20 protein-coding genes are annotated in these 22,224 nt (G+C 73.1%); 11 read left to right on the plus strand and 9 right to left on the minus strand.

Annotation, left to right across the window (positions count from 1 at the left end):
• Positions 1–3: 3 nt before the first annotated feature.
• Complete coding sequence (locus ACGRHY_RS16550; protein WP_394636106.1) at positions 4–267, minus strand: hypothetical protein; 264 nt, start codon at positions 265–267, stop codon at positions 4–6.
• A 110-nt stretch (positions 268–377) separates the two neighbouring features.
• On the minus strand, positions 378–1,229 hold the full coding sequence (rsmI, locus tag ACGRHY_RS16555) for a 16S rRNA (cytidine(1402)-2'-O)-methyltransferase (protein WP_394636107.1): 852 nt from the start codon (positions 1,227–1,229) through the stop codon (positions 378–380).
• Between the two features lie 94 nt (positions 1,230–1,323).
• On the opposite strand from rsmI, the gene ACGRHY_RS16560 reads away from it, so the two are divergent.
• On the plus strand, positions 1,324–3,096 hold the full coding sequence (locus ACGRHY_RS16560; protein ID WP_394636108.1) for a dolichyl-phosphate-mannose--protein mannosyltransferase: 1,773 nt from the start codon (positions 1,324–1,326) through the stop codon (positions 3,094–3,096).
• A 111-nt stretch (positions 3,097–3,207) separates the two neighbouring features.
• Here the strand turns inward: ACGRHY_RS16560 and ACGRHY_RS16565 are convergent, their stop codons facing one another.
• Complete coding sequence (locus ACGRHY_RS16565; protein ID WP_394636109.1) at positions 3,208–3,579, minus strand: hypothetical protein; 372 nt, start codon at positions 3,577–3,579, stop codon at positions 3,208–3,210.
• A gap of 370 nt (positions 3,580–3,949) precedes the next feature.
• On the minus strand, positions 3,950–4,189 hold the full coding sequence (locus tag ACGRHY_RS16570) for a hypothetical protein (RefSeq protein WP_394636110.1): 240 nt from the start codon (positions 4,187–4,189) through the stop codon (positions 3,950–3,952).
• Positions 4,190–4,674: 485 nt separating this feature from the next.
• Between ACGRHY_RS16570 and ACGRHY_RS16575 the strand changes: the two genes are divergently transcribed.
• From ACGRHY_RS16575 to ACGRHY_RS16595, 5 genes are all read left to right on the plus strand, one after another.
• A complete protein-coding gene (locus ACGRHY_RS16575; protein ID WP_394636111.1) occupies positions 4,675–6,330 on the plus strand; it encodes a penicillin-binding transpeptidase domain-containing protein in 1,656 nt (551 codons plus the stop codon).
• Between the two features lie 247 nt (positions 6,331–6,577).
• A complete protein-coding gene (locus ACGRHY_RS16580; RefSeq protein ID WP_394636112.1) occupies positions 6,578–7,228 on the plus strand; it encodes a hypothetical protein in 651 nt (216 codons plus the stop codon).
• A gap of 212 nt (positions 7,229–7,440) precedes the next feature.
• Positions 7,441–9,288 (plus strand): ABC-F family ATP-binding cassette domain-containing protein, encoded by a 1,848-nt coding sequence (locus ACGRHY_RS16585; protein ID WP_394636113.1) that lies wholly within the window; start codon positions 7,441–7,443, stop codon positions 9,286–9,288.
• A 265-nt stretch (positions 9,289–9,553) separates the two neighbouring features.
• Positions 9,554–11,416 carry an outer membrane protein assembly factor BamB family protein gene (locus ACGRHY_RS16590; RefSeq protein WP_394636114.1) on the plus strand — a complete coding sequence of 621 codons (1,863 nt, stop codon included), beginning with the start codon at positions 9,554–9,556 and terminating at the stop codon, positions 11,414–11,416.
• A gap of 256 nt (positions 11,417–11,672) precedes the next feature.
• On the plus strand, positions 11,673–12,374 hold the full coding sequence (locus ACGRHY_RS16595; protein WP_394636115.1) for a response regulator transcription factor: 702 nt from the start codon (positions 11,673–11,675) through the stop codon (positions 12,372–12,374).
• Positions 12,375–12,438: 64 nt separating this feature from the next.
• Here ACGRHY_RS16595 and ACGRHY_RS16600 read toward each other — a convergent pair whose 3' ends face one another.
• Both ACGRHY_RS16600 and ACGRHY_RS16605 read right to left on the minus strand, forming a co-directional pair.
• Positions 12,439–12,726: a hypothetical protein gene (locus tag ACGRHY_RS16600; protein ID WP_394638083.1), complete on the minus strand. Its 288-nt coding sequence runs from the start codon at positions 12,724–12,726 to the stop codon at positions 12,439–12,441.
• Between the two features lie 230 nt (positions 12,727–12,956).
• Entirely contained in the window at positions 12,957–13,880 is a 924-nt protein-coding gene (locus ACGRHY_RS16605) for a sodium:solute symporter family transporter (RefSeq protein WP_394638084.1), read from the minus strand.
• Positions 13,881–14,057: 177 nt separating this feature from the next.
• On the opposite strand from ACGRHY_RS16605, the gene galT reads away from it, so the two are divergent.
• The 4 genes from galT to ACGRHY_RS16625 all read left to right on the plus strand — a co-directional run bounded on the left by galT (position 14,058) and on the right by ACGRHY_RS16625 (position 18,575).
• On the plus strand, positions 14,058–15,182 hold the full coding sequence (gene galT, locus ACGRHY_RS16610) for a galactose-1-phosphate uridylyltransferase (RefSeq protein WP_394636116.1): 1,125 nt from the start codon (positions 14,058–14,060) through the stop codon (positions 15,180–15,182).
• Entirely contained in the window at positions 15,179–16,216 is a 1,038-nt protein-coding gene (gene galE / locus ACGRHY_RS16615) for a UDP-glucose 4-epimerase GalE (RefSeq protein WP_394636117.1), read from the plus strand. Before galT ends, galE begins: the two co-directional genes overlap by 4 nt.
• A gap of 47 nt (positions 16,217–16,263) precedes the next feature.
• A complete protein-coding gene (gene galK / locus ACGRHY_RS16620) occupies positions 16,264–17,436 on the plus strand; it encodes a galactokinase (protein ID WP_394638085.1) in 1,173 nt (390 codons plus the stop codon).
• 380 nt (positions 17,437–17,816) lie between these two features.
• Entirely contained in the window at positions 17,817–18,575 is a 759-nt protein-coding gene (locus ACGRHY_RS16625; protein ID WP_394636118.1) for a LuxR C-terminal-related transcriptional regulator, read from the plus strand.
• A 212-nt stretch (positions 18,576–18,787) separates the two neighbouring features.
• On the opposite strand, the gene ACGRHY_RS16630 is transcribed toward ACGRHY_RS16625, so the two are convergent.
• Complete coding sequence (locus ACGRHY_RS16630; protein ID WP_101258685.1) at positions 18,788–19,282, minus strand: MarR family winged helix-turn-helix transcriptional regulator; 495 nt, start codon at positions 19,280–19,282, stop codon at positions 18,788–18,790.
• A gap of 71 nt (positions 19,283–19,353) precedes the next feature.
• Between ACGRHY_RS16630 and ACGRHY_RS16635 the strand changes: the two genes are divergently transcribed.
• Positions 19,354–20,187 carry a trans-aconitate 2-methyltransferase gene (locus ACGRHY_RS16635; RefSeq protein WP_394636119.1) on the plus strand — a complete coding sequence of 278 codons (834 nt, stop codon included), beginning with the start codon at positions 19,354–19,356 and terminating at the stop codon, positions 20,185–20,187.
• A 115-nt stretch (positions 20,188–20,302) separates the two neighbouring features.
• Here ACGRHY_RS16635 and ACGRHY_RS16640 read toward each other — a convergent pair whose 3' ends face one another.
• Both ACGRHY_RS16640 and ACGRHY_RS16645 read right to left on the minus strand, forming a co-directional pair.
• Positions 20,303–20,971 carry a TetR family transcriptional regulator gene (locus ACGRHY_RS16640; protein ID WP_394636120.1) on the minus strand — a complete coding sequence of 223 codons (669 nt, stop codon included), beginning with the start codon at positions 20,969–20,971 and terminating at the stop codon, positions 20,303–20,305.
• A gap of 7 nt (positions 20,972–20,978) precedes the next feature.
• A complete protein-coding gene (locus ACGRHY_RS16645) occupies positions 20,979–21,989 on the minus strand; it encodes an acyl-CoA desaturase (protein WP_394636121.1) in 1,011 nt (336 codons plus the stop codon).
• Positions 21,990–22,224 lie beyond the last annotated feature (235 nt).

Here is a 22,224-nt window from a genome sequence, read left to right on the forward strand (position 1 = left end):
GCGTCACTCCCGGGGCAGGGCCTGCTCCGCCGTGTACACCCGCCCCGGCCGCATGATCCGTACCACGTGCGATTCGCAGTTCGGGCAGACCGGGCGCGTCAGCGGCGACGGCACCCGCCCGCCGTCCGCCGGATCGTGGTAGGTGACGAAGGGCCGCCCGTCGCGATCGGTGTGGTGCCGTATCTCGTACGCCCGCTCCCAGCCGTGGCCGCAGCGCAGGCAGGCGAAGGAGTACTCCTCGTGGGTGGTCGTGCCCCTGGGGTCCATGGGAACCTCCTCCCGATTCTCCTTCCTACCAGTGGACTCCCTCCCGGCCGGAAATGCACGGGCCGGCCCGCATCTTTCCGGCCCGGGTTCCCGCCCGCCGTCCGGGCCACTCAGCCCGTTCCCGCGTTCTTCGCCGCGACCACCGCGTCGAAGACCTCCCGCTTGGGCAGCCCCGCCTCGCGCGCCACCTCCGCGATGGCCTCCTTGCGGCGCTCCCCGGCGGCCTCGCGCACCGCCACCCGGCGCACCAGCTCGGCGGCGTCCACCGCGCCGGGCGCCTCGGCGGGCGCGCCCTCGACGACGACGGTGATCTCGCCCCGCACGCCCTCCTCCGCCCAGCCGGCCAGCTCGCCCAGCGTGCCGCGCCGCACCTCCTCGTAGGTCTTGGTCAGCTCCCGGCACACCGCGGCCCGGCGGTCGGCGCCGAAGGCCTGTGCCATGGCGGCCAGCGCGGCGGCCAGCCGGTGCGGGGCCTCGAAGTAGACCAGCGTGCGGCGCTCCCCGGCGGCCTCGCGCAGCCGCGCCAGCCGCTCTCCCGTCTTGCGCGGCAGGAAACCCTCGAAGCAGAACCGGTCCACCGGCAGCCCCGACAGCGCCAGCGCGGTCAGCACGGCGGACGGCCCGGGCACGGCCGTGACCCTGATCCCACGCTCGACGGCGGCGGCCACCAGCCGGTAGCCGGGGTCGGAGACCGACGGCATCCCCGCGTCCGTGACCAGCAGCACCCGGGAACCCTCCGACAGCGCGTCGGCCAGCTCAGGGGTCCGCGCGGCCTCGTTGCCCTCGAAGTACGACACCACCCGGCCGGAGATCCGCACCCCCAGTGCCTGGGTGAGACGCCGCAGCCGCCGGGTGTCCTCGGCGGCGACGACGTCGGCCCCCTCCAGCTCGGCCGCGAGCCGGGGCGGTGCGTCGGCGGTGTCGCCGATGGGTGTGCCTGCCAGTACGAGTGTTCCGCTCACCCCGCCATCCTCGCAGCTCCGGCGAGGGCCGGGACCGGCGCGGCGCCGCCCGCCCGCCGGTGTGCGGCGCCGCGCCGGAGGGCCGTTCCCTACGATGGCCCGCGTGACCAGTGACACCGCGACTCAGGCCCGGCACGGGGAGCCCGTCGGGGAGCAGGCCCCGACGTGGCGCGGGCGGCTGCGGCGCTACGGATACGCCCCGCCGCCCCGGGCGGGCGCGCGGGAGCGGCTGGTGCCGCCGTACCCGGAACCCGGCCGCGGCCGGGTGTGGGGACTGTTCGGACTGGACGGGGACGACGCGCGGCTGCTGGGCCGCTGGGCGGCGTGGGGCGGCCCGGTCCTCGTCGCGCTCCTCGCCGGCCTCCTGCGCTTCTGGAACCTCGGCTCGCCGCACGCGGTGATATTCGACGAGACCTACTACGCCAAGGACGCCTGGGCGCTGTACCGGCTCGGCTACGAGGGCACCTGGCCCGACGGTGCCAACGACACCATCCTCGACAACCCCGCGGCGGCTCCGCTGAGCGAGGCCGCCTCGTACGTGGTGCACCCGCCCGCCGGCAAGTGGATCATCGCCATGGGCGAGGCGGCGTTCGGTCTGACGCCGTTCGGCTGGCGCTTCATGGTGGCGGTGCTCGGCACGCTGTCGGTGCTGATGGTCTGCCGCATCGGGCGCCGGCTGTTCCGCTCCACCGCCCTGGGCTGCCTGGCGGGACTCCTGCTGGCCGTGGACGGTCTGCATCTGGTGATGAGCCGCACCGCGCTGCTCGACCTGGTGCTGATGTTCTTCGTGCTGGCGGCCTTCGGCTGTCTGCTGATCGACCGCGACCGCGCCCGCGCCCGGCTCGCCGCGGCCCTGCCACCGGACGGGCGGCCCGACGCGGACACCGGCGGCCGGCTGGGCCTGGGCGTCCGCCCCTGGCGGCTCGCGGCCGGGCTGTGCCTGGGACTGGCCTGCGCCACCAAGTGGAGCGGCCTGTACGTCCTGGTCGCCTTCGGGGTCCTGACGGTCCTGTGGGACGCCGCCTCCCGGCGCACCGCCGGGGCCCGGCGCCCCCATCTGTCGATGCTGCGCCGGGACGCCGCCCCCGCCTTCCTCTCCCTGGTGCCGGTCGCGGTCGTCGCCTACGCGGCCTCCTGGGCGGGCTGGTTCGCGAGCCGGGACGGCTACTTCCGCACCTGGGCGGAGGGCCGCCGGGGGCTGTCCCCGGAATCGCTGCCCGTCCCCTTCACCGGTCTGGAGCTGCCCCTGCCCCGGTTCGACATGACCTGGGTCCCCGCCCCGCTGCGCAGCCTGTGGCACTACGAGAGCGAGGTCTACAGCTTTCACGTGGGGCTGACCTCCGAGCACACCTACCAGTCCCACCCCTGGAGCTGGCTGGTGACCGCCCGCCCGGTGTCGTACTTCTACGAGTCCTCCGACAAGGGCGAGAACGGCTGCACGGCGGAGGGCGGCTGCGCCCGCGAGGTGCTCGCCCTGGGCACCCCGCTGCTGTGGTGGGCGGCCTGCTTCGCGCTGCTGTACTGCCTGTACCGATGGGCGCTGCGGCGCGACTGGCGCGCGGGCGCGATCCTGTGCGGGGTGGCGGCGGGCTGGCTGCCGTGGTTCCTGTACCAGGAGCGCACGATCTTCTACTTCTACGCGGTCGTCTTCGTGCCGTTTCTGTGCCTGGCACTGGCGATGGCGATCGGGGCGGTCCTCGGGCCGCCCGGCTGCGCGGAGCGGCGGCGGGCGGTGGGCGCGGTGGGCGCGGGCGTGCTCGTGCTGCTGATCGTGTGGAACTTCGTCTACTTCCACCCGCTCCACACCGGGGTGCAGATCCCCAAGGACGCCTGGCAGTCCCGTATGTGGCTGGACACCTGGATCTGACCGGGACTCCGGGACTCCGGGACCCCGGGGTCCCGGGAAAAGCGGCGCCGCCCGCCGGTGAGACCGGCGGGCGGCGTTCCGAAGGCGGTCCGACGCGAGGCGTCAGTCGCTTCAGTGCTTCTTGACGGCGTTCTTGTTCTTGTTCTCGAGCTCCTGCTCGCCCTCCTGCTTCTGGCCCTGCGCGCTCTTCTGGCCCTGGCCCTGACCCTGGGCCTGCTCCTGCTTCGGAGCGACGTGGATGTCGGAGTCCTTCTCGACCTTCACGACCTTCTTGATCTGGACCTCCTCCTTGGAGTTCCGAGAGCAGTCGAGGTTGTTGATGTCGCTCGACAGGATCGGGAGGTTGACGACCTCCAGGTTCGGGCAGGGCAGGATCTGCGCGTTGTTCTCGAACTTGGCCTCACCGGCGTGGGCGCTGGCGGCCCCACCCGCGAGGGCCATGGCGGCGGCGAAAGAAACGACGAGCGTCTTCTTCAGCATCATGCTGTCTTGTCTCCTTGACGAGAGAAGGAAGGATCCGATGTCCCCGACCGCCGCCGAGCGGCCGGATAACCGGTTTCCGGATTGCGACCGAAGTTCGGCCGGCTCACCGGAAAGGCGGGAGTTGCCCCCACGTCGGCGACATTAACCCACCGAATCCCCGATTGCGCGCTTCTGTGTTTCTGCGTGTCCTGCGGAAAGCAGGGCCGGGTCGTCGCTGATCGGCTTACTACCTGGGCTTATGTGCCGCCACTGCGCCAAGCGGGTGTTGTTTCGGGGTATATCCCGCGAGCGTGTCACGGAAAGACGAAAGGCCGCCCCGGTGTGCCGGGGCGGCCTTTCGGAGTGCTGTGCAGGTGGTCCGGTCGGTTCCTCAGTCCCTGAAGGACTTGTAGGAGGAGACCTTCTTCGACTCCACGTAGGTGACGGAGCAGTCGAGGTTGTTGATGTCCGCCGACGCGATCGGGACGTTCAGCAGCTCCAGGTTCACACAGGGCAGGATCTGCGCGTTGTTCCGGAACTTCGGGCCGTCCTCGGCGTGGGAGACGCCGGCTCCGCCGATCACCAGGGCGGCGGCGGAAAGCGCGACGGCGGCGGTCCGCTTCATCTTCATGGCATGTACCTCCAATGTACGAAGCCGCTTCACGGGCTTGCGTGCGTAATGCTAGGAACTGGCGGGCCGAGTACACCGTAAGCCTTGCCGCGCGCCGCGAATCTTTTCTGGTCCATACGTGTCACGGGCCCGCGCCGGCGGCTGCGGCGCGGGCCCGTGACGGTAATTGCCGGAAGGAGGATCGGCCTTCTGCTTCGCAGTGACAACGACCGTGAGGGGCGATGGTTGTGCTTCCGGAAGAGTGAACGGAGCGATGTCGAGCGCGCGAGCGGGTAATCGGGGAGCTTTTTCCGCTGTTCATCTTCGGAAAAACACACTAATCATTCCCGTGGTGTACGGGAAATACCCGAAGTCGTTTCGCGCAGCCCGGCCGGGCGCCGGTACGGACGCCTGGCCCCGATCCGTGTAGCCCATGTGCTCTAGGGTTCTTCGCACGGGTCCCCGGCGGTGTCGGTCCGGGGCAGGGGCGGAAGTTCGGGAGACTCATGCGTGACGGTCGGAAGGTGGCGGTGATCGGAGCGGCCTTCACCGCCGTGGTCGGAGCCGCCGGGTTCGGGGCGTACGCCCTGATCGGCGACAGCGGCGCGGCCGGCGGCGGGAGCAGGCAGGACGTGGCCTTCTCCGACGGCAGGGCCGGCGAACCGGCGGCCGGGACGGGCCCGCTCTCGCCCGAGGAGGTCCGCGAGACCGCCGGGAGGTTCCTTAGGGCCTGGCAGGAGGGGAAGGCCGACGAGGCCGCCGCGCTGACCGACGACGAGGCCGCCGCAGCCAAGGCCCTGACCGGCTTCCGCAAGGACGTCCGGGTGTCGGGCGTGCGCCTGGAGCCGGGCACCGCCGCGGGCGCCGACGTCCCGTTCACCGTGACGGCCGAGGTGGAGTACGACGAGAAGGAGAAGCCCGCCGCCTGGACGTACGAGTCGGAGCTGAAGGTCGTACGGGACGACGAGAGCGGCGAGCCCGTCGTCGGCTGGGAGGCGTCCGTCGTCCACCCCGCGCTCAGGAGCGGCCAGAAGCTGGAGACCGCCGAGGCCGGGGCCCCGCCCATCAAGGCCCTGGACCGCAACGGCGCCGAGCTGACGGCCGAGGAGTACCCCGAACTGGCCGCGATCCTGGCCGACCTGCGCAAACGCTTCGGCGACAGGACCGACGGGAAGCCCGGTTTCGAGACCCGGATCACCGACGCCGCCGGCAAGGAGGTCAAGACGCTCAAGCGGCTCAGCAAGGGCACCCCGGGCGAGCTGGGGACCACGCTGGACGCCAGGGTGCAGAAGGCCGCCGTCCAGGCCATCGCGGGCAAGCCCAAGGCGTCGGTCGTCGCGCTGAAGACCGGCACCGGCGAGATCCTGGCGGTCGCCAACACCCCGGCGGAAGGCTTCAACACCGCCTTCAAGGGCTCCCTCGCCCCCGGCTCCACGATGAAGATCGTCACCGCGTCGATGCTCATCGAGAAGGGCCTGGCCTCCAGCGCGAAGCAGCACCCCTGCCCCAAGTACTTCACGCACGGCGGCTGGAGGTTCCAGAACCTCGACAAGTTCGAGATCAACGGCGGCACCTTCGCGCAGTCCTTCGCAGCCTCCTGCAACACCGCCTTCATCAGTCAGGCCGGCGAGCTGTCGGACGACGACCTCACCAGGCAGGCCCGCGACGTCTTCGGCATCGGGCTGAACTGGCAGGTCGGCACAGCCACCTTCGACGGCTCGGTTCCCGTGCAGTCCGACGCGCAGATGGCCGCCTCGCTGATCGGGCAGGGCGGGGTCAGGGCGAACCCGCTGATCATGGCCTCGGTGTCGGCGACGGTGAAGAGCGGCGCCTTCCGCCAGCCGTACATCGTCCCGCCCGAGGTGGACGGCCGCGGCCTGGCCAAGGCCCCGCGCACCCTCTCCCCGGCCGTCTCCCAGGAACTGCGCTCGCTGATGCGGCTGACGGCCACCAGCGGTTCGGCGGCCGAGGCGATGGCCGGCACCAGCGGCGACTTCGGCGCGAAGACCGGCTCGGCCGAGGTGGACGGCCAGGAGAAGCCCAACGCCTGGTTCACCGCCTACCGGGGCGACATGGCCGCCGCGGCGGTCGTCCCCGCCTCCGGCCACGGCGGCAAGAACGCCGGACCGGTGGTCCGCCAGGTGCTCAACTCCGTCGGCTGACCCCGCCCGCGGGCGGCCCCGCCACTTCGCCGGGCAGCCCCGGCACCCCGTACGGCCCGCGCGAGACGGCCCCGCGCGGACCGTCCCCGTCGAGGGGAGGAGGCCGGGCGGGGCTCCGGGAGGGGCGTACCGCGTGAACCCTCTGTGACGGACATCTCCCCGAAGTCGTTGCGGAACGATACGGTACGGCCCCGAAACGCAAGACCGACGCCGCGCGACAAGGCGGCTTCGGAAGAAGGGGGGACCCGTGCCCACTGACTACGCGTGCCAGGCGGCGGCCGAGCAGGCCGCCCGCGGCATCGCGCCCGTACGGGCGCTCCTGCTGCCCGCCCAGCGGTCCGCTCCGGCGCAGCAGGAGGAGGTCTCGGTCGTCATCCGGTCGTTCCTGGGCCCCGACGCTGCCGGCAGGCCGTCCGCGCCGGACGACTCCGCGCCGCGCGTCGAGCCCGTCAGCGCTCCTACGGGCGCCGCGGTCCTGCTGAGCTTCCTCGACGGTCTGCGGGCGGACCTGAGCGGTGCGCTGGTCGACTGGTACTCCTCGATCCCCGCGCAACTCCCCGTGACACTGGGCGCACCGGAGCCGGAGTCTCCGGGCCGGAGCCCGGCGCGGCTGCCGAACGGCTGGCAGTCCCTGGCCGACCTGCAGAGCAACGCCCAGGACGTGCTGACCGTCCTGGCGAGCCGGCCGCGCGACGGCCGGCAGGTCGGGCCCGCGGAGCTGAGCTGGCGGCTGGCCCTGCTGGAGGACGCGTTCTCCGGGGCGCTGCGCCGGATGGGCGTTCCGGACCGGCCGGCGGCGGACTGCGCCGCCGAGCTGGCGGTCGCCACCGGCTCGCTGTTCGGCCTCAACCGGCCGACCCCGCGCTCGGCCCCGGCCCAGCACAGCCCGTCGTACTGAGCAGGAGAGGCCGAAGGGACCGGAAGGGCGGCCCCGGGGGCCGCGGACGCCGTCGCCCGCGGTGGTGCGGGGCTCGTGCGGCGGACCCGGCGGGCGGTGCGGTCGCCGGAGGGCGGGCATGAGCGCGTGTGCCCGGACGGCGACTAGGCTGAGAGGCTGACCAGCCCACCCGAAGACCACACCAGCCCGGCGCGCCGGGCAGCGGGAGCCACATGGCCACGAACCTCGTCAATCTGGAAGCCGTCGGCAAGGTGTACGGCACCCGTGCGCTGCTCGACGGCGTCTCCCTCGGCGTCAGCGAGGGAGACCGGATCGGCGTCGTCGGGCGCAACGGCGACGGCAAGACCACCCTCGTCCGCATCCTGGCGAAACTGGAGCCCGCCGACGACGGCCGGGTCACCCACGCCGGCGGGCTGCGACTGGGAGTGCTCACCCAGCACGACTCGCTCGACCCGGCCGCCACCGTCCGGCACGAGGTCATCGGCGACATGGCCGACCACGAGTGGGCCGGGAACGCACGCGTTCGCGACATCCTCACCGGACTCTTCGGCGGACTGGACATGCCCGGCTTCCCGCAGGGCCTGGACACCGTCATCGGCCCGCTCTCCGGCGGCGAGCGGCGGCGCATCGCGCTGGCGAAGCTGCTCATCGCCGAGCAGGACCTGATCGTGCTGGACGAGCCGACCAACCACCTCGACGTCGAGGGCATCGCCTGGCTCGCCGGGCACCTGCGCGCCCGGCGCTCGGCGCTGGTCTGCGTCACCCACGACCGCTGGTTCCTGGACCAGGTGTGTACGCGGATGTGGGACGTGCAGCGCGGCACGGTCCACGAGTACGAGGGCGGCTACAGCGACTACGTCTTCGCCCGCGCCGAGCGCGAGCGCATCGCGGCCACCGAGGAGGCCAAGCGGCAGAACCTGGTCCGCAAGGAGCTGGCCTGGCTGCGGCGCGGAGCCCCCGCCCGCACCAGCAAGCCCCGCTTCCGGGTCGAGGCGGCCAACGAGCTGATCGCCGACGTGCCGCCGCCGCGCGACAGCGCCGAGCTGATGAAGTTCGCCAACTTCCGGCTGGGCAGGACCGTCTTCGACCTGGAGGACGTGGCCGTACAGGCCGGGCCCAAGGTGCTGCTCAAGCACCTGACCTGGCAGCTCGGCCCCGGCGACCGGATCGGCCTGGTCGGCGTCAACGGTGCCGGCAAGACCTCGCTGCTGCGGGCGCTGGCGGACGCGGCCTCCAGCGGAGGCGAGAAGCAGCCGGCCGCCGGCCGGATCAGGGTCGGCCGGACGGTGCGGCTGGCGTACCTCTCCCAGGAGGTCGCCGAACTCGACCCGGCCTGGCGCGTGCTGGAGGCCGTGGAGCGGGTGCGCTCGCGCGTGGACCTGGGCAAGGGGCGCGAGATGAGCGCCTCCCAGCTGTGCGACCGCTTCGGCTTCGGCAAGGAGAAGCAGTGGACGCCCGTCGGAGACCTCTCCGGTGGCGAGCGCCGCAGGCTCCAGATCCTGAGGCTGCTGATGGACGAGCCGAACGTGCTGTTCCTGGACGAGCCGACCAACGACCTCGACATCGAGACCCTGACCCAGTTGGAGGACCTGCTCGACGGCTGGCCCGGCTCGCTGGTCGTCATCTCCCACGACCGCTACTTCGTCGAGCGGACCACGGACCGGGTGCACGCGCTGCTGGGCGACGGCACGCTGCGGATGCTGCCGCGCGGACTGGACGAGTACCTGGAGCGCCGCGAGCGGCTGCGGCAGGCGACCACCGCGCCCGGCGCCCCGGCCCGGGGGACGGCCGCCGCGACCGCCGGCGTCCCGGCGCAGCAGGCCGGTTCCGCCGGTCCCGCCAAGCCCGCGGCCCTCTCGCGGGCGGCGCAGAAGGAGTTGCAGCGCATCGAGCGCAGGCTGGAGCGGATCGAGGAGCGCCAGGCGGCGCTGCACACCGAGATGGCCGAGCACGCCACCGACTTCGAGAAGGTCGCCGGGCTCGATGCCGAGCTGCGTCAACTCACCGGTGAGCGGGACGAGTTGGAGACGCGCTGGCTGGAACTGGCCGAGGAGGGCTGACCGGCAGCGGCGGAGGCCGGCGAGGACCGGTGGGGCGTGGCCTCGCCGGACGGGCGAGGACCAGGTCGCGGGCCGGTCTCACCTGATGGCCCGGAGCGGGAACCGGAGGCGGCTTCCCGGGTGTCCGGTGATAGAAAGAATTCCCTTCCGACCGCCGGCGCCAAGGGCCGGCAACAGCCGAGAAGTGGCGGGCCATGTCCGATTCGCTCTGCCCCACGGGGGGCGAGGGGCTGGGCAGCCGGTCCGCGCGTGAATGAGGAAACCCATGTCGCAGCCGCCTCCGCCACCAAGTCAGCCGCCGTCCGGCGGCTTCGGCCCGCCTCCGGAGCAGCCGGACGACCGACCGGAGCAGCCGGAGGGAGCGGAGCAGCAGGAGAAGCAGGCGCAGCCGGAGGAGCCGGAGCAGGAACAGGAACAGCCTCCGCGGGTTCCGCTGTCCAAGTCGCCGCAGCCCCCGGCGGATCAGCCGGATCAGTCGCCGCAGACACCTCCGGGCCCGCCGTCGTACGGCTATCCGCAGCAGCCCGGTCAGCCCGGTCAGCCCGGTCAGTTCGGTCAGTTCGGTCAGGCGCCGCAGTTCCCGCACACCCAGCCTCCGCCGTACGGCTATCCGCAGCAGCCCGGTCAGATGCCCCAGGCGCCGTACGGCCAGGCCCCCGCGTACGGGCAGCCTCCGGCGTACGGGCAGCAGCCCGGATACGGCCCGTACCCGACGCAGCCCATGTACGGCGGCGGCGTGCAGCCGCCCGGCGGTGGCAACAAGAACGCCAAGATCCTGGCCGTCGTCGCCGCGGTCGTCGTGGTCCTGCTCGTCGCGGGCGGCTGTGTCTGGTTCCTGACCGGGGACGACGGCGGCGCCGAGGCGAAGAAGGGCGACAAGGGCACCGCCCAGGGCGCCGACGGAGGCTCCGGCGACTCCGGTGGTTCCGGCGGCGAGAAGGGCCTGATCGACGCCGAACTCGCCTGGACGGTCGACCCGCCCAAGGTGGACAAGCAGGACATCATCGCGGAAGCGCCCGGCACATGGTTCGTGGGCGACAACATCGTCAAGGCCACGACGAGTTCCACCACGGCCTACGACATGAAGACCGGCAAGGTGGCGTGGTCCATCGACATGCCCCGCCCCAAGGACTGCACCGCCGCCTTCGAGATGTCCGAGAACAGGACCGTGGTCCAGTACGGCCGGCGCTGCGAGTTCGTCATGGGCATCGACCTGGTCGCGGGCAAGGAGCTGTGGAGCAAGGAACTGCCCTCCAAGCGCGACAGCTCCTCGGAGTTCAGCTACACGGAGATGGCCGTCAGCGGTGACATCGCCGCGGCGGCCTGGATCGGCAACGCGGTCGGTTACGACCTGTCGACCGGCAAGGAGCTGTGGCAGCAGGAGGAGGGGGCCGAATGCAAGGACCGCGGCTACTCCGGCGGCAGCCAGCTCGTCGCCAAGCTGGAGTGCGGCTTCGGCGGCTCGCAGAAGGTCCAGGGGGTGGGCCCGGGCGGCAAGAAGGAGTGGCAGTGGGACGTCCCCGACGGCATCGAGGTCCTCAAGGTCCTGTCCACCGATCCGCTGGTCCTCGGGGTCAACGCCGGCGGTGAGTCGAGCATCGACATCACGGACCTGATGATCCTCTCGGACAGCGGCAAGCTCCGGGAGAAGATCTCCGTCAACAAGGACCGCCACGAGCTGGGCTGCCGGGGCATCACGCTCAGCAACTGCCCCGGCACGGTGGTGGAGGGCGACACCCTCTATACCTCCTCGAAGCCCCACCAGGGCGGCGGGTACGGGCAGACCAGCGAGATCATCGCCTTCGACCTCACCACGGGGAAGTCGAAGTGGCTGGGGGAGCCGACCACGGGCGGCAGGATCGTCCCGGTCACCGTGGAGAACGGCGCGCTGCTCGCCTACGAACTGCCCGGCTACGACAAGCCGGGGCAGGTCGTCACGCTCGCCCCGAAGACCGGCAAGCCGTCCCCGCGGATGAAGCTGCCGGCCGGCGGTGTGAAGAAGGAGTACGACATGGCCACCGGCTCCGATGTGCACCCGTTCTGGAAGGACGGCCACTTCTTCCTGGTGAACCACAGATTCTACGCCTCCGCCGGTCTGAGCGACCTGGCGATAGCCGCCTACAACTGAGGTTCCGCGGACGCCGCCGGTCTCCCGCGGCGGTCCGCCGCCACCGCCCCGCGGCCCCGCGCCCCTTCCTGTGGAGGGACGCGGGGCCGCTCGCTTGGGCCCGGGGGAGTTCCCGCCGGTTCTTGCCGGAAGGGACGCGGGATGCCGGGGGAGCGTGTAGCTTCCGGGGGCAAGACGGAGCCGGGCGGCTCGGAGGGCCGTACGGGGGCACGGCCCGGCCCCGGAGACCGGGGCCGACGGAACGACAGGGGTGTGGATGACCGTGCGGCTCATGGTGGTCGACGACCACCGTCTGCACGCCGAGGCGCTCGCCTCGGCGCTGAAGTTGCGCGGGCACCGGGTGCTCGCCGCCGCCGCGCCGGCCGCGGGGGCGGCGGAACTGGTGGTCAGCAGGGCCCCCGAGGTGTGTCTGTGGGGCACGGCGTCGCCCGCCGAACCCGGGGCGTTCGACCCCGTGGCGAGGATCAGGCGGGAGCGGCCGCAGACCGCCGTGGTGGTGCTGGGACCGGTGCCCAGCTCGCGGGGGATCGCGGCGGCGTTCGCGGCGGGGGCGTCGGGTTACATACGGCACGACGAGCGGATCGAGGGCGTCGAGCGCGGCATGGTCAGGGCGCGGGCGGGGGAGGCGGCGGTGACCCCGCAACTGCTGCGGGGCGCCTTCGCGGAACTGCTCAACCCGAGGGCCGAGCCGGACGACGAGGGCGTCAGGCTGCTGCGGATGCTCACCCCGCGCGAGGCCGAGGTGCTGGTGCGGGTGGCGGAGGGGGAGGACACCCGGGCGGTCGCGGTGGGCATGGGGATCGCGCCCAGCACGGCCCGTACCCATGTGCAGCGGGTGCTGATGAAGCTCGGGGTCGGCTCGCGGCTGGAGGCGGCGGCGCTGGCGGCCCGCACCGGGCTGCTGGAACGGGTGGCCGGCGGGCACGGCGGCGCGGACCGGGGCGCGGGGCCGGGCTGACGCGCCGGCCCGCGCCCGTACCCGTCGCGTGCTCCGGCCCGCACGGCGGCGGAGTGCGCGCGGGTCACTCCCCGGCGGGCGGCGCGGCACCGGCGCCACCGTCGCCGGCCTCCCGCCGGGACGGCGGTGGAACCGTCGGGCTCAGCCGCAGCCAGAGCAGGAACAGCAGTCCCAGCACCAGCATCGACAGCCCGGCCCAGAGGTTGATGTTGACGTCCTGGGCCTTGGCCAGGTCGGCGTCGGAGACGAAGAACCCGGCGGCGGTGACCAGGAGGCCGTAGATCACGAACAGCACGCCGATGACACGGCGGATGTCGAACAGCCGGGCGGCACTGGCCGGCCGCCCCTCCAGGTCGCGCTCCTCCTCCCGCCAGTCCGGCTCCGGACCGCCCTTGCCGGCTCCGGGGTCTGCGGGGTCGGAGGGGTCGGAAGGGTCGGAAGGGGTGTGGGAGTCGGAGGAGCCGCGGTACTCGTGGGCGCCGTGCGGACCGCCCGCACCGTTGCCGCGGTCGCCGTCGTCGCCGCTGTTGCCGTCGTTCGTCACGGTGGAACACATCCTTCGCAGTGCGGTGCGCGGGGCGCTCAGAAGGAGAAGGGGATGTAGCAGAGGGCTGCGAGGACGATCGCGCCCCAGCCCAGCAGCGCGGGCCTGCGGTACCAGGCCTCGTCGCCCGCGGCCGGGGGCTCGGCCAGACCGGGGGACCGGGTGCCGTACACCAGGCCGGCCAGCCGCTCGACGGGCCTGGGCCTGGTGAGGGGGGTGAGAACCACGACGACGAGTGTGCCCACGACGAAGGCGACGATGGCGGAGACGAAGTTGGCGCCCAGCGGGTTGTCCGAACCGATGCCGGTCCCGCCCCAGGCGGAGACGAAGTTCTCGCCCTGTGAGGCGGTGAGCGAGTCGCTCAGCCCGCTCCAGCCGCCCACGCGGACCAGGGCGAGGACGGTCAGCGGGATCAGCCCGGCCAGGATCACGAAGAACTGCACGACCTCGTTGTAGATGGCCGAGGACAGGCCGCCCAGGGTGATGTAGAGCAGCACGAACAGGCCCGAGACCACGATGGACACCCACTGCGGCCAGCCCAGCAGCGCCTCCAGCACGATGGCCAGCGCGTAGAGGTTGACGCCCGCGATCAGCACCGAGGCGGCCGAGAAGAGGACGCCGCTGAGCAGGTGGGACGAGGGCCCGAAGCGGTGCAGCAGGAACTCGGGGACCGATCGCACCCGGGACCCGTAGTAGAAGGGCATCATCACCAGGCCGAGGAAGACCATCGCCGGGATGGCGCCCACCCAGTACCAGTGCACGGTGTAGACGCCGTACTGCGCGCCGTTGGCCGCCATGCCCAGGATCTCCAGCGCGCCGAGGTTCGCCGCGATGAAGGCGAGGCCGGTGACCCAGGCGGGCAGCGAGCGGCCGGAGAGGAAGAAGTCCAGGCTGGTCTTGATGCTGCGCCGGGCGGCGAACCCGACTCCGAGGACGACGAGGAAGTAGATGGCCAGGATCATGTAGTCCAGGGCGTTCGTGGGGAGCCGGAGATCCTGGGCCAACCGGTACGACGGCACGAGCAGGTCGCCTCCGTGGCGTGACGGGGCCGCTGCCGGGGGGAGACCCCTTGACGTCAATGTTCGCTCATGGTTTTTTATGTTCGATTGTGTTTGGGTCGCAGTATAGGGAGACCCCAGGTGAAAAAGACCCCGACCCGCCTCGCCGACGGCCGTGAACTCGTGTACTACGACGTTCGCGGCGGCCACGGCGCGACGGAACGCGAGGCCGTGGACCGGCGCCCCCTGGACGCCGTCGCCACGGCCTCGGAGATCCGCCACGACCCCCTGCTCGGCGAGTGGGTCGCGGTCACGGCGCACCGCCAGGCCCGCACGTACCACCCGCCGGCCGACGAGTGCCCGCTCTGCCCGTCCCGCGACGGCCGTCCGACGGAGATTCCGGCCGGGGACTACGAGGTGGCCGTCTTCGAGAACCGCTTCCCCTCCCTGACCGGCCCCCCGGGTCCGGCGGAGGCCGAGGACGGGAGCGGCCTCTCCCTGCGGGCCCCGGGCGCCGGGCGCTGCGAGGTGGTGTGCTTCACCTCCGACCACGACGCCTCCTTCGCCGACCTCACCGAGGAGCGGGCCGCTCTGGTCCTGGACGTCTGGACCGACCGCACCGCGGAGCTGTCGGCGCTGCCGGGCGTGCGCCAGGTGTTCTGCTTCGAGAACAGGGGCCGGGAGATCGGCGTCACCCTCGGCCACCCCCACGGCCAGATCTACGCCTATCCCTTCGTCACCCCGCGTACCGGGCGGATGCTGCGCTCGGCCGCCGCCCACCGGGAGCGCACCGGCGGCAACCTCTTCGACGACGTCGTGGCCGCCGAGCGCGCCGACGGACGGCGCGTGGTGCTGGAGACCGGCCACTGGACCGCCTTCGTGCCGCACGCCGCGCGCTGGCCTTACGAGGTGCACCTGTACCCCGGGCGGCGGGCGGCGGACCTGACGGAGCTCGGTGAGGACGCCCGCGCCGAGTTCCCGGGCGTCTACCTGGAGCTGCTGCGGCGCTTCGACCGGATCTTCGGCCCCGGCGAGCCGCCCACGCCCTACATCTCCGGCTGGCACCAGGCGCCGCTGGGCCCGGACGGGGGGAAGGACTGGGCCGGACGGGCGGACTTCGCCCTCCACCTGGAACTCTTCACGATCCGCCGCACGTCCGGGAAGCTGAAGTACCTGGCGGGCTCGGAGTCCGGCATGGGGGTCTTCATCAACGACGTGCCGCCCGAGACCGCGGCGCAGCGACTGCGGGAGGTGGCGAGCCGGTGAGCGGCACGTATCTGGTGACCGGCGGGGCCGGCTACGTCGGGAGCGTCGTCGCGGCGCACCTGCTGGAGGCGGGGCACCGGGTGACGGTGGTGGACGACCTGTCCACCGGTTTCCGCGCGGGTGTGCCGGCGGGAGCGGACTTCTTCCAGGGGCGCCTCCAGGACGCCGCCGACTGGCTGGTCCCTTCCCCCGCCTCCGGCAGGGACAGCCCTCCGTACGACGCGGTGCTGCACTTCGCGGCCAGCTCCCAGGTCGGCGAGTCCGTCGTCCACCCCGAGAAGTACTGGCACAACAACGTCGGCGGCACGATGGCGCTGCTGGACGCGATGCGCGGGGCCGGTGTGCGCACCCTGGTCTTCTCCTCCACCGCCGCCACCTACGGCGAGCCCGAGGAGATCCCCGTCCGCGAGGACGCCCCCACCGCCCCCACCAACCCCTACGGCGCCTCCAAGCTCGCCGTCGACCACATGATCGCCGGCGAGTGCGCCGCCCACGGCCTGGCCGCCGTCTCGCTGCGCTACTTCAACGTGGCCGGCGCGTACCGCAGCGTGCACGGCGCCCTCGGCGAGCGGCACGACCCCGAGTCGCACCTCATCCCGCTGGTGCTCCAGGTCGCGCTCGGGCAGCGGGAGGCGATCTCGGTCTACGGCGACGACTACCCCACCCCGGACGGCACCTGCGTACGCGACTACATCCACGTCGCCGACCTCGCCGAGGCCCATCTGCTGGCGCTGGACGCCGCGGTGTCCGGGGAGCACCTGGTGTGCAACCTGGGCAACGGCAGCGGCTTCTCCGTCCGGGAGGTGATCCGCACGGTCCGCGAGGTCACCGGCCACCCCGTCCCCGAGAAGACGGCGCCGCGCCGCGGCGGCGACCCGGCGTTCCTGGTCGCCTCGGCGGAGCGGGCCAGGCGGCGGCTGGGCTGGCGGCCCTCGCGCACCGACCTGAAGGACATCGTCGCCGACGCCTGGGCCTTCGCCCGGGGCAGGGCGCTGGACGCCGCCGCCGTCGGCGGCGAGGGGAGCGGAACGTGAACGGGCCCCTGGACCCCGAGGCCGGGACCGAGGCGGAGGCGGAGGCGCTGAACGCGGCGCAGACGGCGGAGGCCGCCGACGGCTTCCGCGCGGTCCACGGCGGCGAGCCCGCAGGGATCTGGGCCGCGCCGGGCCGCGTCAACCTCATCGGCGAGCACACCGACTACAACGACGGCTTCGTCATGCCGTTCGCCCTGCCGCACACCATCCGGGTGGCGGCGGCCCGCCGCGACGACGGCGCGCTCGGCCTCCACTCGGCCGACGTGTCGGGCGGCACGGTGCGCCTGCGGGCCGAGAAGCTCGCCCCCGGTACGGCCGACGGCTGGGCCGCGTACCCGGCCGGCGTGGTGTGGGCGCTGCGCGAGGCCGGTCTGCTGTCCGGCCGGGAGGGGGGCGCCGACCTCTACATCCGCAGCGATGTGCCCACCGGCGCGGGCCTGTCCTCCTCGGCCGCCCTGGAGGTCGCCACGGCGGTGGCCCTGAACGACCTGTACGGCCTGGAACTGGCCCCCGGGCGGATCGCCCGGCTCTGCCGGCGGGCCGAGAACGAGTTCGTCGGCGTCCCCTGCGGGATCATGGACCAGATGGCGTCGGCCTGCTGCACGGCCGGGCACGCCCTCCACCTCGACACCCGTGACCTGGCCGCCCGCCAGGTCCCCTTCGACCCGGCCGTCGCGGGCCTGCGGCTGCTGGTGGTGGACACCCGCGTCGAGCACGCGCTGGGCGACGGCGAGTACGCCCGGCGCCGGGCGGGCTGCGAGGAGGCCGCGGCGGCCCTGGGGGTCGCGGCCCTGCGCGACGTTCCGTACGGGGAACTGGACGCGGCGCTGTCCGGGCTGGCCGATCCGGCGCTGCGGCCCCTGGTGCGCCATGTGGTCACCGAGAACCGGCGGGTGGAGGAGGTCGTCGGCCTCCTCGACACGGGCGACCCCCGTGCGATCGGCCCGGTCCTGACCGCCGGGCACGCCTCGCTGCGCGACGACTTCGCCGTCTCCTGCCCCGAGCTGGATCTGGTGGTGGAGACGGCGAACGCGGCGGGCGCACTGGGCGCCCGGATGACCGGCGGCGGCTTCGGCGGCTCCGCGGTCGTCCTGGTGGAGGCGGCGGGGGCGGAGGAGGTCGGCGCGGCGGTCGCCGACGCCTTCGACGCCGCGGGCCACCCGGCCCCGCGGCTGTTCGAGGCGGTGCCCTCGGCGGGAGCGCGCCGGCTGGACGGCTGAGGCGCCGGCCCGCGCCCGGCTCCGCGCCCGGGCGTGTGCGGTGGGGTGTGCCGTGCGGCGGCCGGTGCGGTGGTCGCAATGCGTCGGAAGCGGTCGGACCGCGCGGCGCCGGCCGCCGCCGACCGTGCACGTCCGGCCGCCGCGGACCGTGTGGGCGGTCGGTTTTCGCCAATCGGCCTCTTCGGCCCTGCCCCGGCCGTACGCTGATGGACGGCACCGGCCGCCGGGGGCCGGTGCGCATCAGGGGGCGGCACACGCTGGATGCGGCGCACGGGGGCCGGGTACGAGCGGGGCACGGCGGCGGGCGTGCGGCCCGTCCGGCCCCCGCACCGGGCGCCGCGCCCGAACGCGGGTGGGCCTTTCGGCGGCAGGGGGTGTGCGTGCAACGTATCCGGGTTCTCGTGGTGGACGACCACCGCATATTCGCCGAGTCCCTCGCCGCGGCGCTCGCGGTGGAGCAGGACGTGGAGGTGGCCGCGGCCGGCAGCGGTCCCGCGGCGCTGCGCACCCTGGAACGGGCCGCGGCCGACGGCCGCCGCTTCGACATCCTGCTGATCGACGCCGATCTGGGGGGTGCTCCGCCGGAGGCCGGCGAGGTGCCGACGCCCGGCCCGGCCGCCGCCGACGCGCCGGCCGCGGCCGGCGGCATCGCCCTGGTCCCACGGGTCCACACCGGTCACCCCGAGGTCCGCACCGTGGTGCTCGCCGAGCGCGACGACCCGCGCCGCGCGGCCGCCGCACTCCAGGCGGGGGCGTCGGGCTGGGTCGCCAAGGACTGTTCGCTCTCCCGGCTGCTCCAGGTGGTCCGGGGGGTGCTGCGCGGTGAGACGCATCTGCCGCCCGCCCTGCTGACCGGGGTGCTGCGTGAGCTGACCGCGACGCGCAGGCACCGTACCGAGAGCGAGCGGCTGGTGGAGTCGCTGACCCCGCGCGAGCACGAGGTGCTGCGCTGCATGGTGGCCGGGCTGGGCCGCAAGGCGGTCGCCGAACGGCTGTACCTCTCCCCGCACACCGTCCGCACCCATATGCAGAACGTGCTGGGCAAGCTGGGGGTGCACTCCACCCTGGCCGCGGTGGCGCTGGCCCGCAAGGCCGGTATCGGCCCGGTGGACCTGGAGCATCTGACGTCCTCCTCCTGAAGGACGGGGTTCCCGGCTCACGCCGGCGGGGACCGGCGGTCCACCGGCGCTTGCACGATCAGCACCGGCCGGGCCGGGACCAGCCGCGCAAGCCTCGTCGGGGCGGCCCGTACCGACCGGCGGTCCCCCGACTCCGGGACCGCCCGCCTGCCCGGGGTCGCGCTCGGCCCGCGGCGGCACGCGTACGGCCGCCCGCCCGTGTCACGGACCCGTCAGGGGACGTTGTCGAACGGTGCGGTGAGCTGCCGCAGCAGCCCGGCCAGCTCCGCCCGCCGGCTCGACGGGAGCTCGGCGAGGATGGCCCGCTCCTGCTCCAGCAGCCCGGCCAGGGCCCGGTCGGCCCGGTCGCGTCCGGCCTCGGTCAGCCGGACCAGGACGCCGCGCCGGTCGCTGGGGTCGGGCAGTCGCTCCACCAGCCCCTTCTTCGCCAGCCGGTCGATGCGGTTGGTCATGGTGCCGGAGGTGACCAGGGTCTGGGTCAGGAGCTGGCCGGGGGAGAGCTGGTAGGGGGCGCCCGCCCGGCGCAGCGCGGTCAGCACGTCGAACTCCCAGGGCTCCAGCCCGTGCTCGGCGAAGGCGATGCGGCGGGCCCGGTCGAGATGGCGGGCGAGCCTGCTGACCCGGCTGAGCACCTCCAGGGGCTCCACATCGAGATCGGGGCGCTCGCGGCGCCACGCTGCCACCAGTCGGTCGACCTCGTCCTCCATATGGACAGTGTAGTAGTTCTGTCGACATGAAGTCTCTTGACATCGAGATATATCCGGCGGACCCTGCTGCCATGGAATCCGCCGACCCGCTCCGGCGTACCGGCGTCCCGGTGTGGGATCCCGCGCAGTACCGCCGCCATGCCGGCCACCGCCTGCGTCCGCTCCGCGACCTGCTGGCCCGCCTCCCCCCTCTGCCCTCGCCCCGGCCCCGCATCGCAGACCTGGGCTGCGGCCCCGGCGAGCCGACCGCTGTGCTGGCCGAACGCTGGCCCACGGCCGAGATCACCGGCTACGACCTGTCGGAGGCCATGCTCGCCGAGGCCCGCGCGCACGCCGGGCCCACACCCGGGGGCGGCACCGTGGACTTCGCCCGCGCAGACCTGGCCGCCTGGCGCCCCGGGAGGCCGCACGACCTGATCATCTCCAACGCGGCGCTGCACTGGTGCCCCGGGCACATCGCCCGTCTCCCCGTCTGGACCGCGGCGCTGCGCCCCGGAGGCGTCCTGGCCTTCCAGGTCCCCGGCAACTTCGCCGCCCCCGCGCACACCCTGCTGGCGGACCTGTGCGCCTCCCCGCGCTGGCGCGACCGACTCGGCGCCGCGCCCCGCCGTGCCCCCGTGGCCGAGCCAGTCGAGTACACCGGGGCGCTGGCGGCCCTCGGCTGCGGGACGGACGTGTGGGAGACGACGTACGTGCACGTCCTCACCGGCGAGGACCCGGTGCTGGAGTGGGCCAAGGGCACCGCCCTGCGTCCCGTCCTCACCGCACTCGACTCCGACCCGGCCGCACGTGAGGCGTTCCTCGCCGAGTACCGCGACCTGCTGCGCGAGGCCTACCCGCCGGGCCCGCACGGCACCCTCTTCCCGTTCCGCCGGATCTTCGCCGTCGCACGCGGGCACACCTGACGGCGCGAGCACCCCGCGAACCCGGCCGGGCGGCCACCGGACAGGCCGCCCGGGACGGAACGCCCGGCACGCCCGGCACACCCGGTACGCACAAGCAACGCTCCGCCGCGGCCGCTCAGCTGCGGCGGTGGCCTATCAGACGCGGCTTGGGCTCCAGGCCGTCCAGCCCGTGCCAGGCGAGGTTCACCAGATGGGCGGCCACCTCGGGCTTGTCGGGCCTGCGGGCGTTCAGCCACCACTGGCCCGTCAGGGCCACCATGCCCACCAGGGCCTGCGCGTACAGCGGGGCCAGCTTCGGGTCGAAGCCGCGCGCCTTGAACTCCAGGCCCAGGATGTCCTCCACCTGGGTGGCGATGTCGCTGATCAGCGAGGCGAAGTTGCCCGTCGACTGGGCCACCGGCGAGTCCCGCACCAGGATGCGGAACCCGTCGGTGTACTGCTCGATGTAGTCCAGCAGCGCGAACGCCGCCTGCTCCAGCAGCTCACGCGGATGACCGCCGGTCAGAGCCCCCGTCACCATGTCCAGCAGCCGCCGCATCTCCCGGTCGACCACGACCGCGTACAGCCCCTCCTTGCCGCCGAAGTGCTCGTAGACCACCGGCTTGGAGACCGCGGCCTTCGCCGCGATCTCCTCCACCGACGTGCCCTCGAAGCCGCGTTCGGCGAAGAGCGCGCGACCGATGTCCAGCAGTTGCTCGCGGCGCTCCTCCCCCGTCATCCGGCGGCGGGTCCGCCGGGTGGAGCCTGAGGGCCTGCCCTTGGTGCTGCTGTCGTCGGTCGCCACTCCTCCATCATGCCGCTTCGGCGGCCTCCTCCCGGCGGCGGGCGTCGATCCGCTTCCTCGACGGCCAGCGAACGTCGTACGCCCAGCCGGCCTTCTCGAACCAGCGGATCAGCCGGGCGCTGGAGTCGATCTGACCCTTCAGGACGCCGTGCCGGGCGCAGGTCGGGTCCGCGTGGTGCAGGTTGTGCCAGGACTCCCCGCAGGACAGCACCGCCAGCCACCACACGTTGCCCGAGCGGTCACGCGACTTGAACGGGCGCTTGCCCACCGCGTGGCAGATGGAGTTGATCGACCAGGTGACGTGGTGCAGCAGCGCCACCCGCACCAGCGAGCCCCAGAAGAACGCGGTCAGCGCGCCCTGCCAGCTCATCGTGACCAGCCCGCCGACCACCGGCGGAACGCCCAGTGACACGGCCGTCCACAGCGCGAACTGGCGGGAGACGCGGCGGATGACCGGGTCCTTGACCAGATCCGGGGCGTACTTGTGCTGCGGCGTCTGCTCCTCGTCGAACATCCAGCCCACATGGGCCCACCACAGGCCCTTGAGCAGGGCGGGGACGGTCTCGCCGTAGCGCCACGGGGAGTGCGGGTCGCCCTCGGCGTCGGAGTACTTGTGGTGCTTGCGGTGGTCGGCGACCCACCGCACCAGTGGACCCTCCACGGCCATCGACCCGGCGATCGCCAGCGCGACACGCAGGGGCTTGTTCGCCTTGAAGGCGCCGTGGGTGAAGTAGCGGTGGAAACCGATGGTGATGCCGTGGCAGCCCAGGAAGTACATGCCGACCAGCAGCCCGAGGTCCAGCCAGCTCACCCCCCAGCCCCAGGCGAGCGGAACTGCGGCCACCATGGCGACGAAGGGGACGGTGATGAACAGCAGAAGGGTGATCTGCTCGACGGAACGGCGCTGTTCGCCGCCGAGCGTGGCCGAGGGGAGCGGTTCCCCGGACGCCGCGGCGGATTTCGCTGTGTCTGCCGTGTCTTGGGGGTGCGTGCGAAGCACGTCCGGACTGATCGTCATAGATCGCTCTCGTTTGAAGCTGGGGGACGGGGGGTGCGTTACTTACGGTCCCGTAACCTACGCAATCGTAAGTATGGCAGCCGTGGGTGTGGGGGCAAGAGGGCCGCATGGTGGACTGGATGATCCAGCCACTCCGGGGGCGGCCTATCCTGGGGGTCGTCGGACAACGCGGTCCGTGACCTGCCAGAAGCATCGCCGCAAGGAGCCGCACCTGTGAGCAGTGCCGACACCTCCC

Source organism: Streptomyces shinuiensis (assembly GCF_043660855.1).
Taxonomy (GTDB): domain Bacteria; phylum Actinomycetota; class Actinomycetes; order Streptomycetales; family Streptomycetaceae; genus Streptomyces.

Excerpts from the sequence above, each read along its gene's own strand:
- ACGRHY_RS16550 (WP_394636106.1), bottom strand. The coding sequence starts at position 267 with ATGGACCCCAGGGGCACGACCACCCACGAGGAGTACTCCTTCGCCTGC.
- ACGRHY_RS16560 (WP_394636108.1), top strand. The coding sequence starts at position 1,324 with ATGGCCCGCGTGACCAGTGACACCGCGACTCAGGCCCGGCACGGGGAG.
- ACGRHY_RS16565 (WP_394636109.1), bottom strand. The coding sequence starts at position 3,579 with ATGATGCTGAAGAAGACGCTCGTCGTTTCTTTCGCCGCCGCCATGGCC.
- ACGRHY_RS16570 (WP_394636110.1), bottom strand. The coding sequence starts at position 4,189 with ATGAAGATGAAGCGGACCGCCGCCGTCGCGCTTTCCGCCGCCGCCCTG.
- ACGRHY_RS16575 (WP_394636111.1), top strand. The coding sequence starts at position 4,675 with ATGCGTGACGGTCGGAAGGTGGCGGTGATCGGAGCGGCCTTCACCGCC.
- ACGRHY_RS16585 (WP_394636113.1), top strand. The coding sequence starts at position 7,441 with ATGGCCACGAACCTCGTCAATCTGGAAGCCGTCGGCAAGGTGTACGGC.
- ACGRHY_RS16590 (WP_394636114.1), top strand. The coding sequence starts at position 9,554 with ATGTCGCAGCCGCCTCCGCCACCAAGTCAGCCGCCGTCCGGCGGCTTC.
- ACGRHY_RS16595 (WP_394636115.1), top strand. The coding sequence starts at position 11,673 with ATGACCGTGCGGCTCATGGTGGTCGACGACCACCGTCTGCACGCCGAG.
- ACGRHY_RS16605 (WP_394638084.1), bottom strand. The coding sequence starts at position 13,880 with ATGATCCTGGCCATCTACTTCCTCGTCGTCCTCGGAGTCGGGTTCGCC.
- ACGRHY_RS16630 (WP_101258685.1), bottom strand. The coding sequence starts at position 19,282 with ATGGAGGACGAGGTCGACCGACTGGTGGCAGCGTGGCGCCGCGAGCGC.
- ACGRHY_RS16635 (WP_394636119.1), top strand. The coding sequence starts at position 19,354 with ATGGAATCCGCCGACCCGCTCCGGCGTACCGGCGTCCCGGTGTGGGAT.
- ACGRHY_RS16645 (WP_394636121.1), bottom strand. The coding sequence starts at position 21,989 with ATGACGATCAGTCCGGACGTGCTTCGCACGCACCCCCAAGACACGGCA.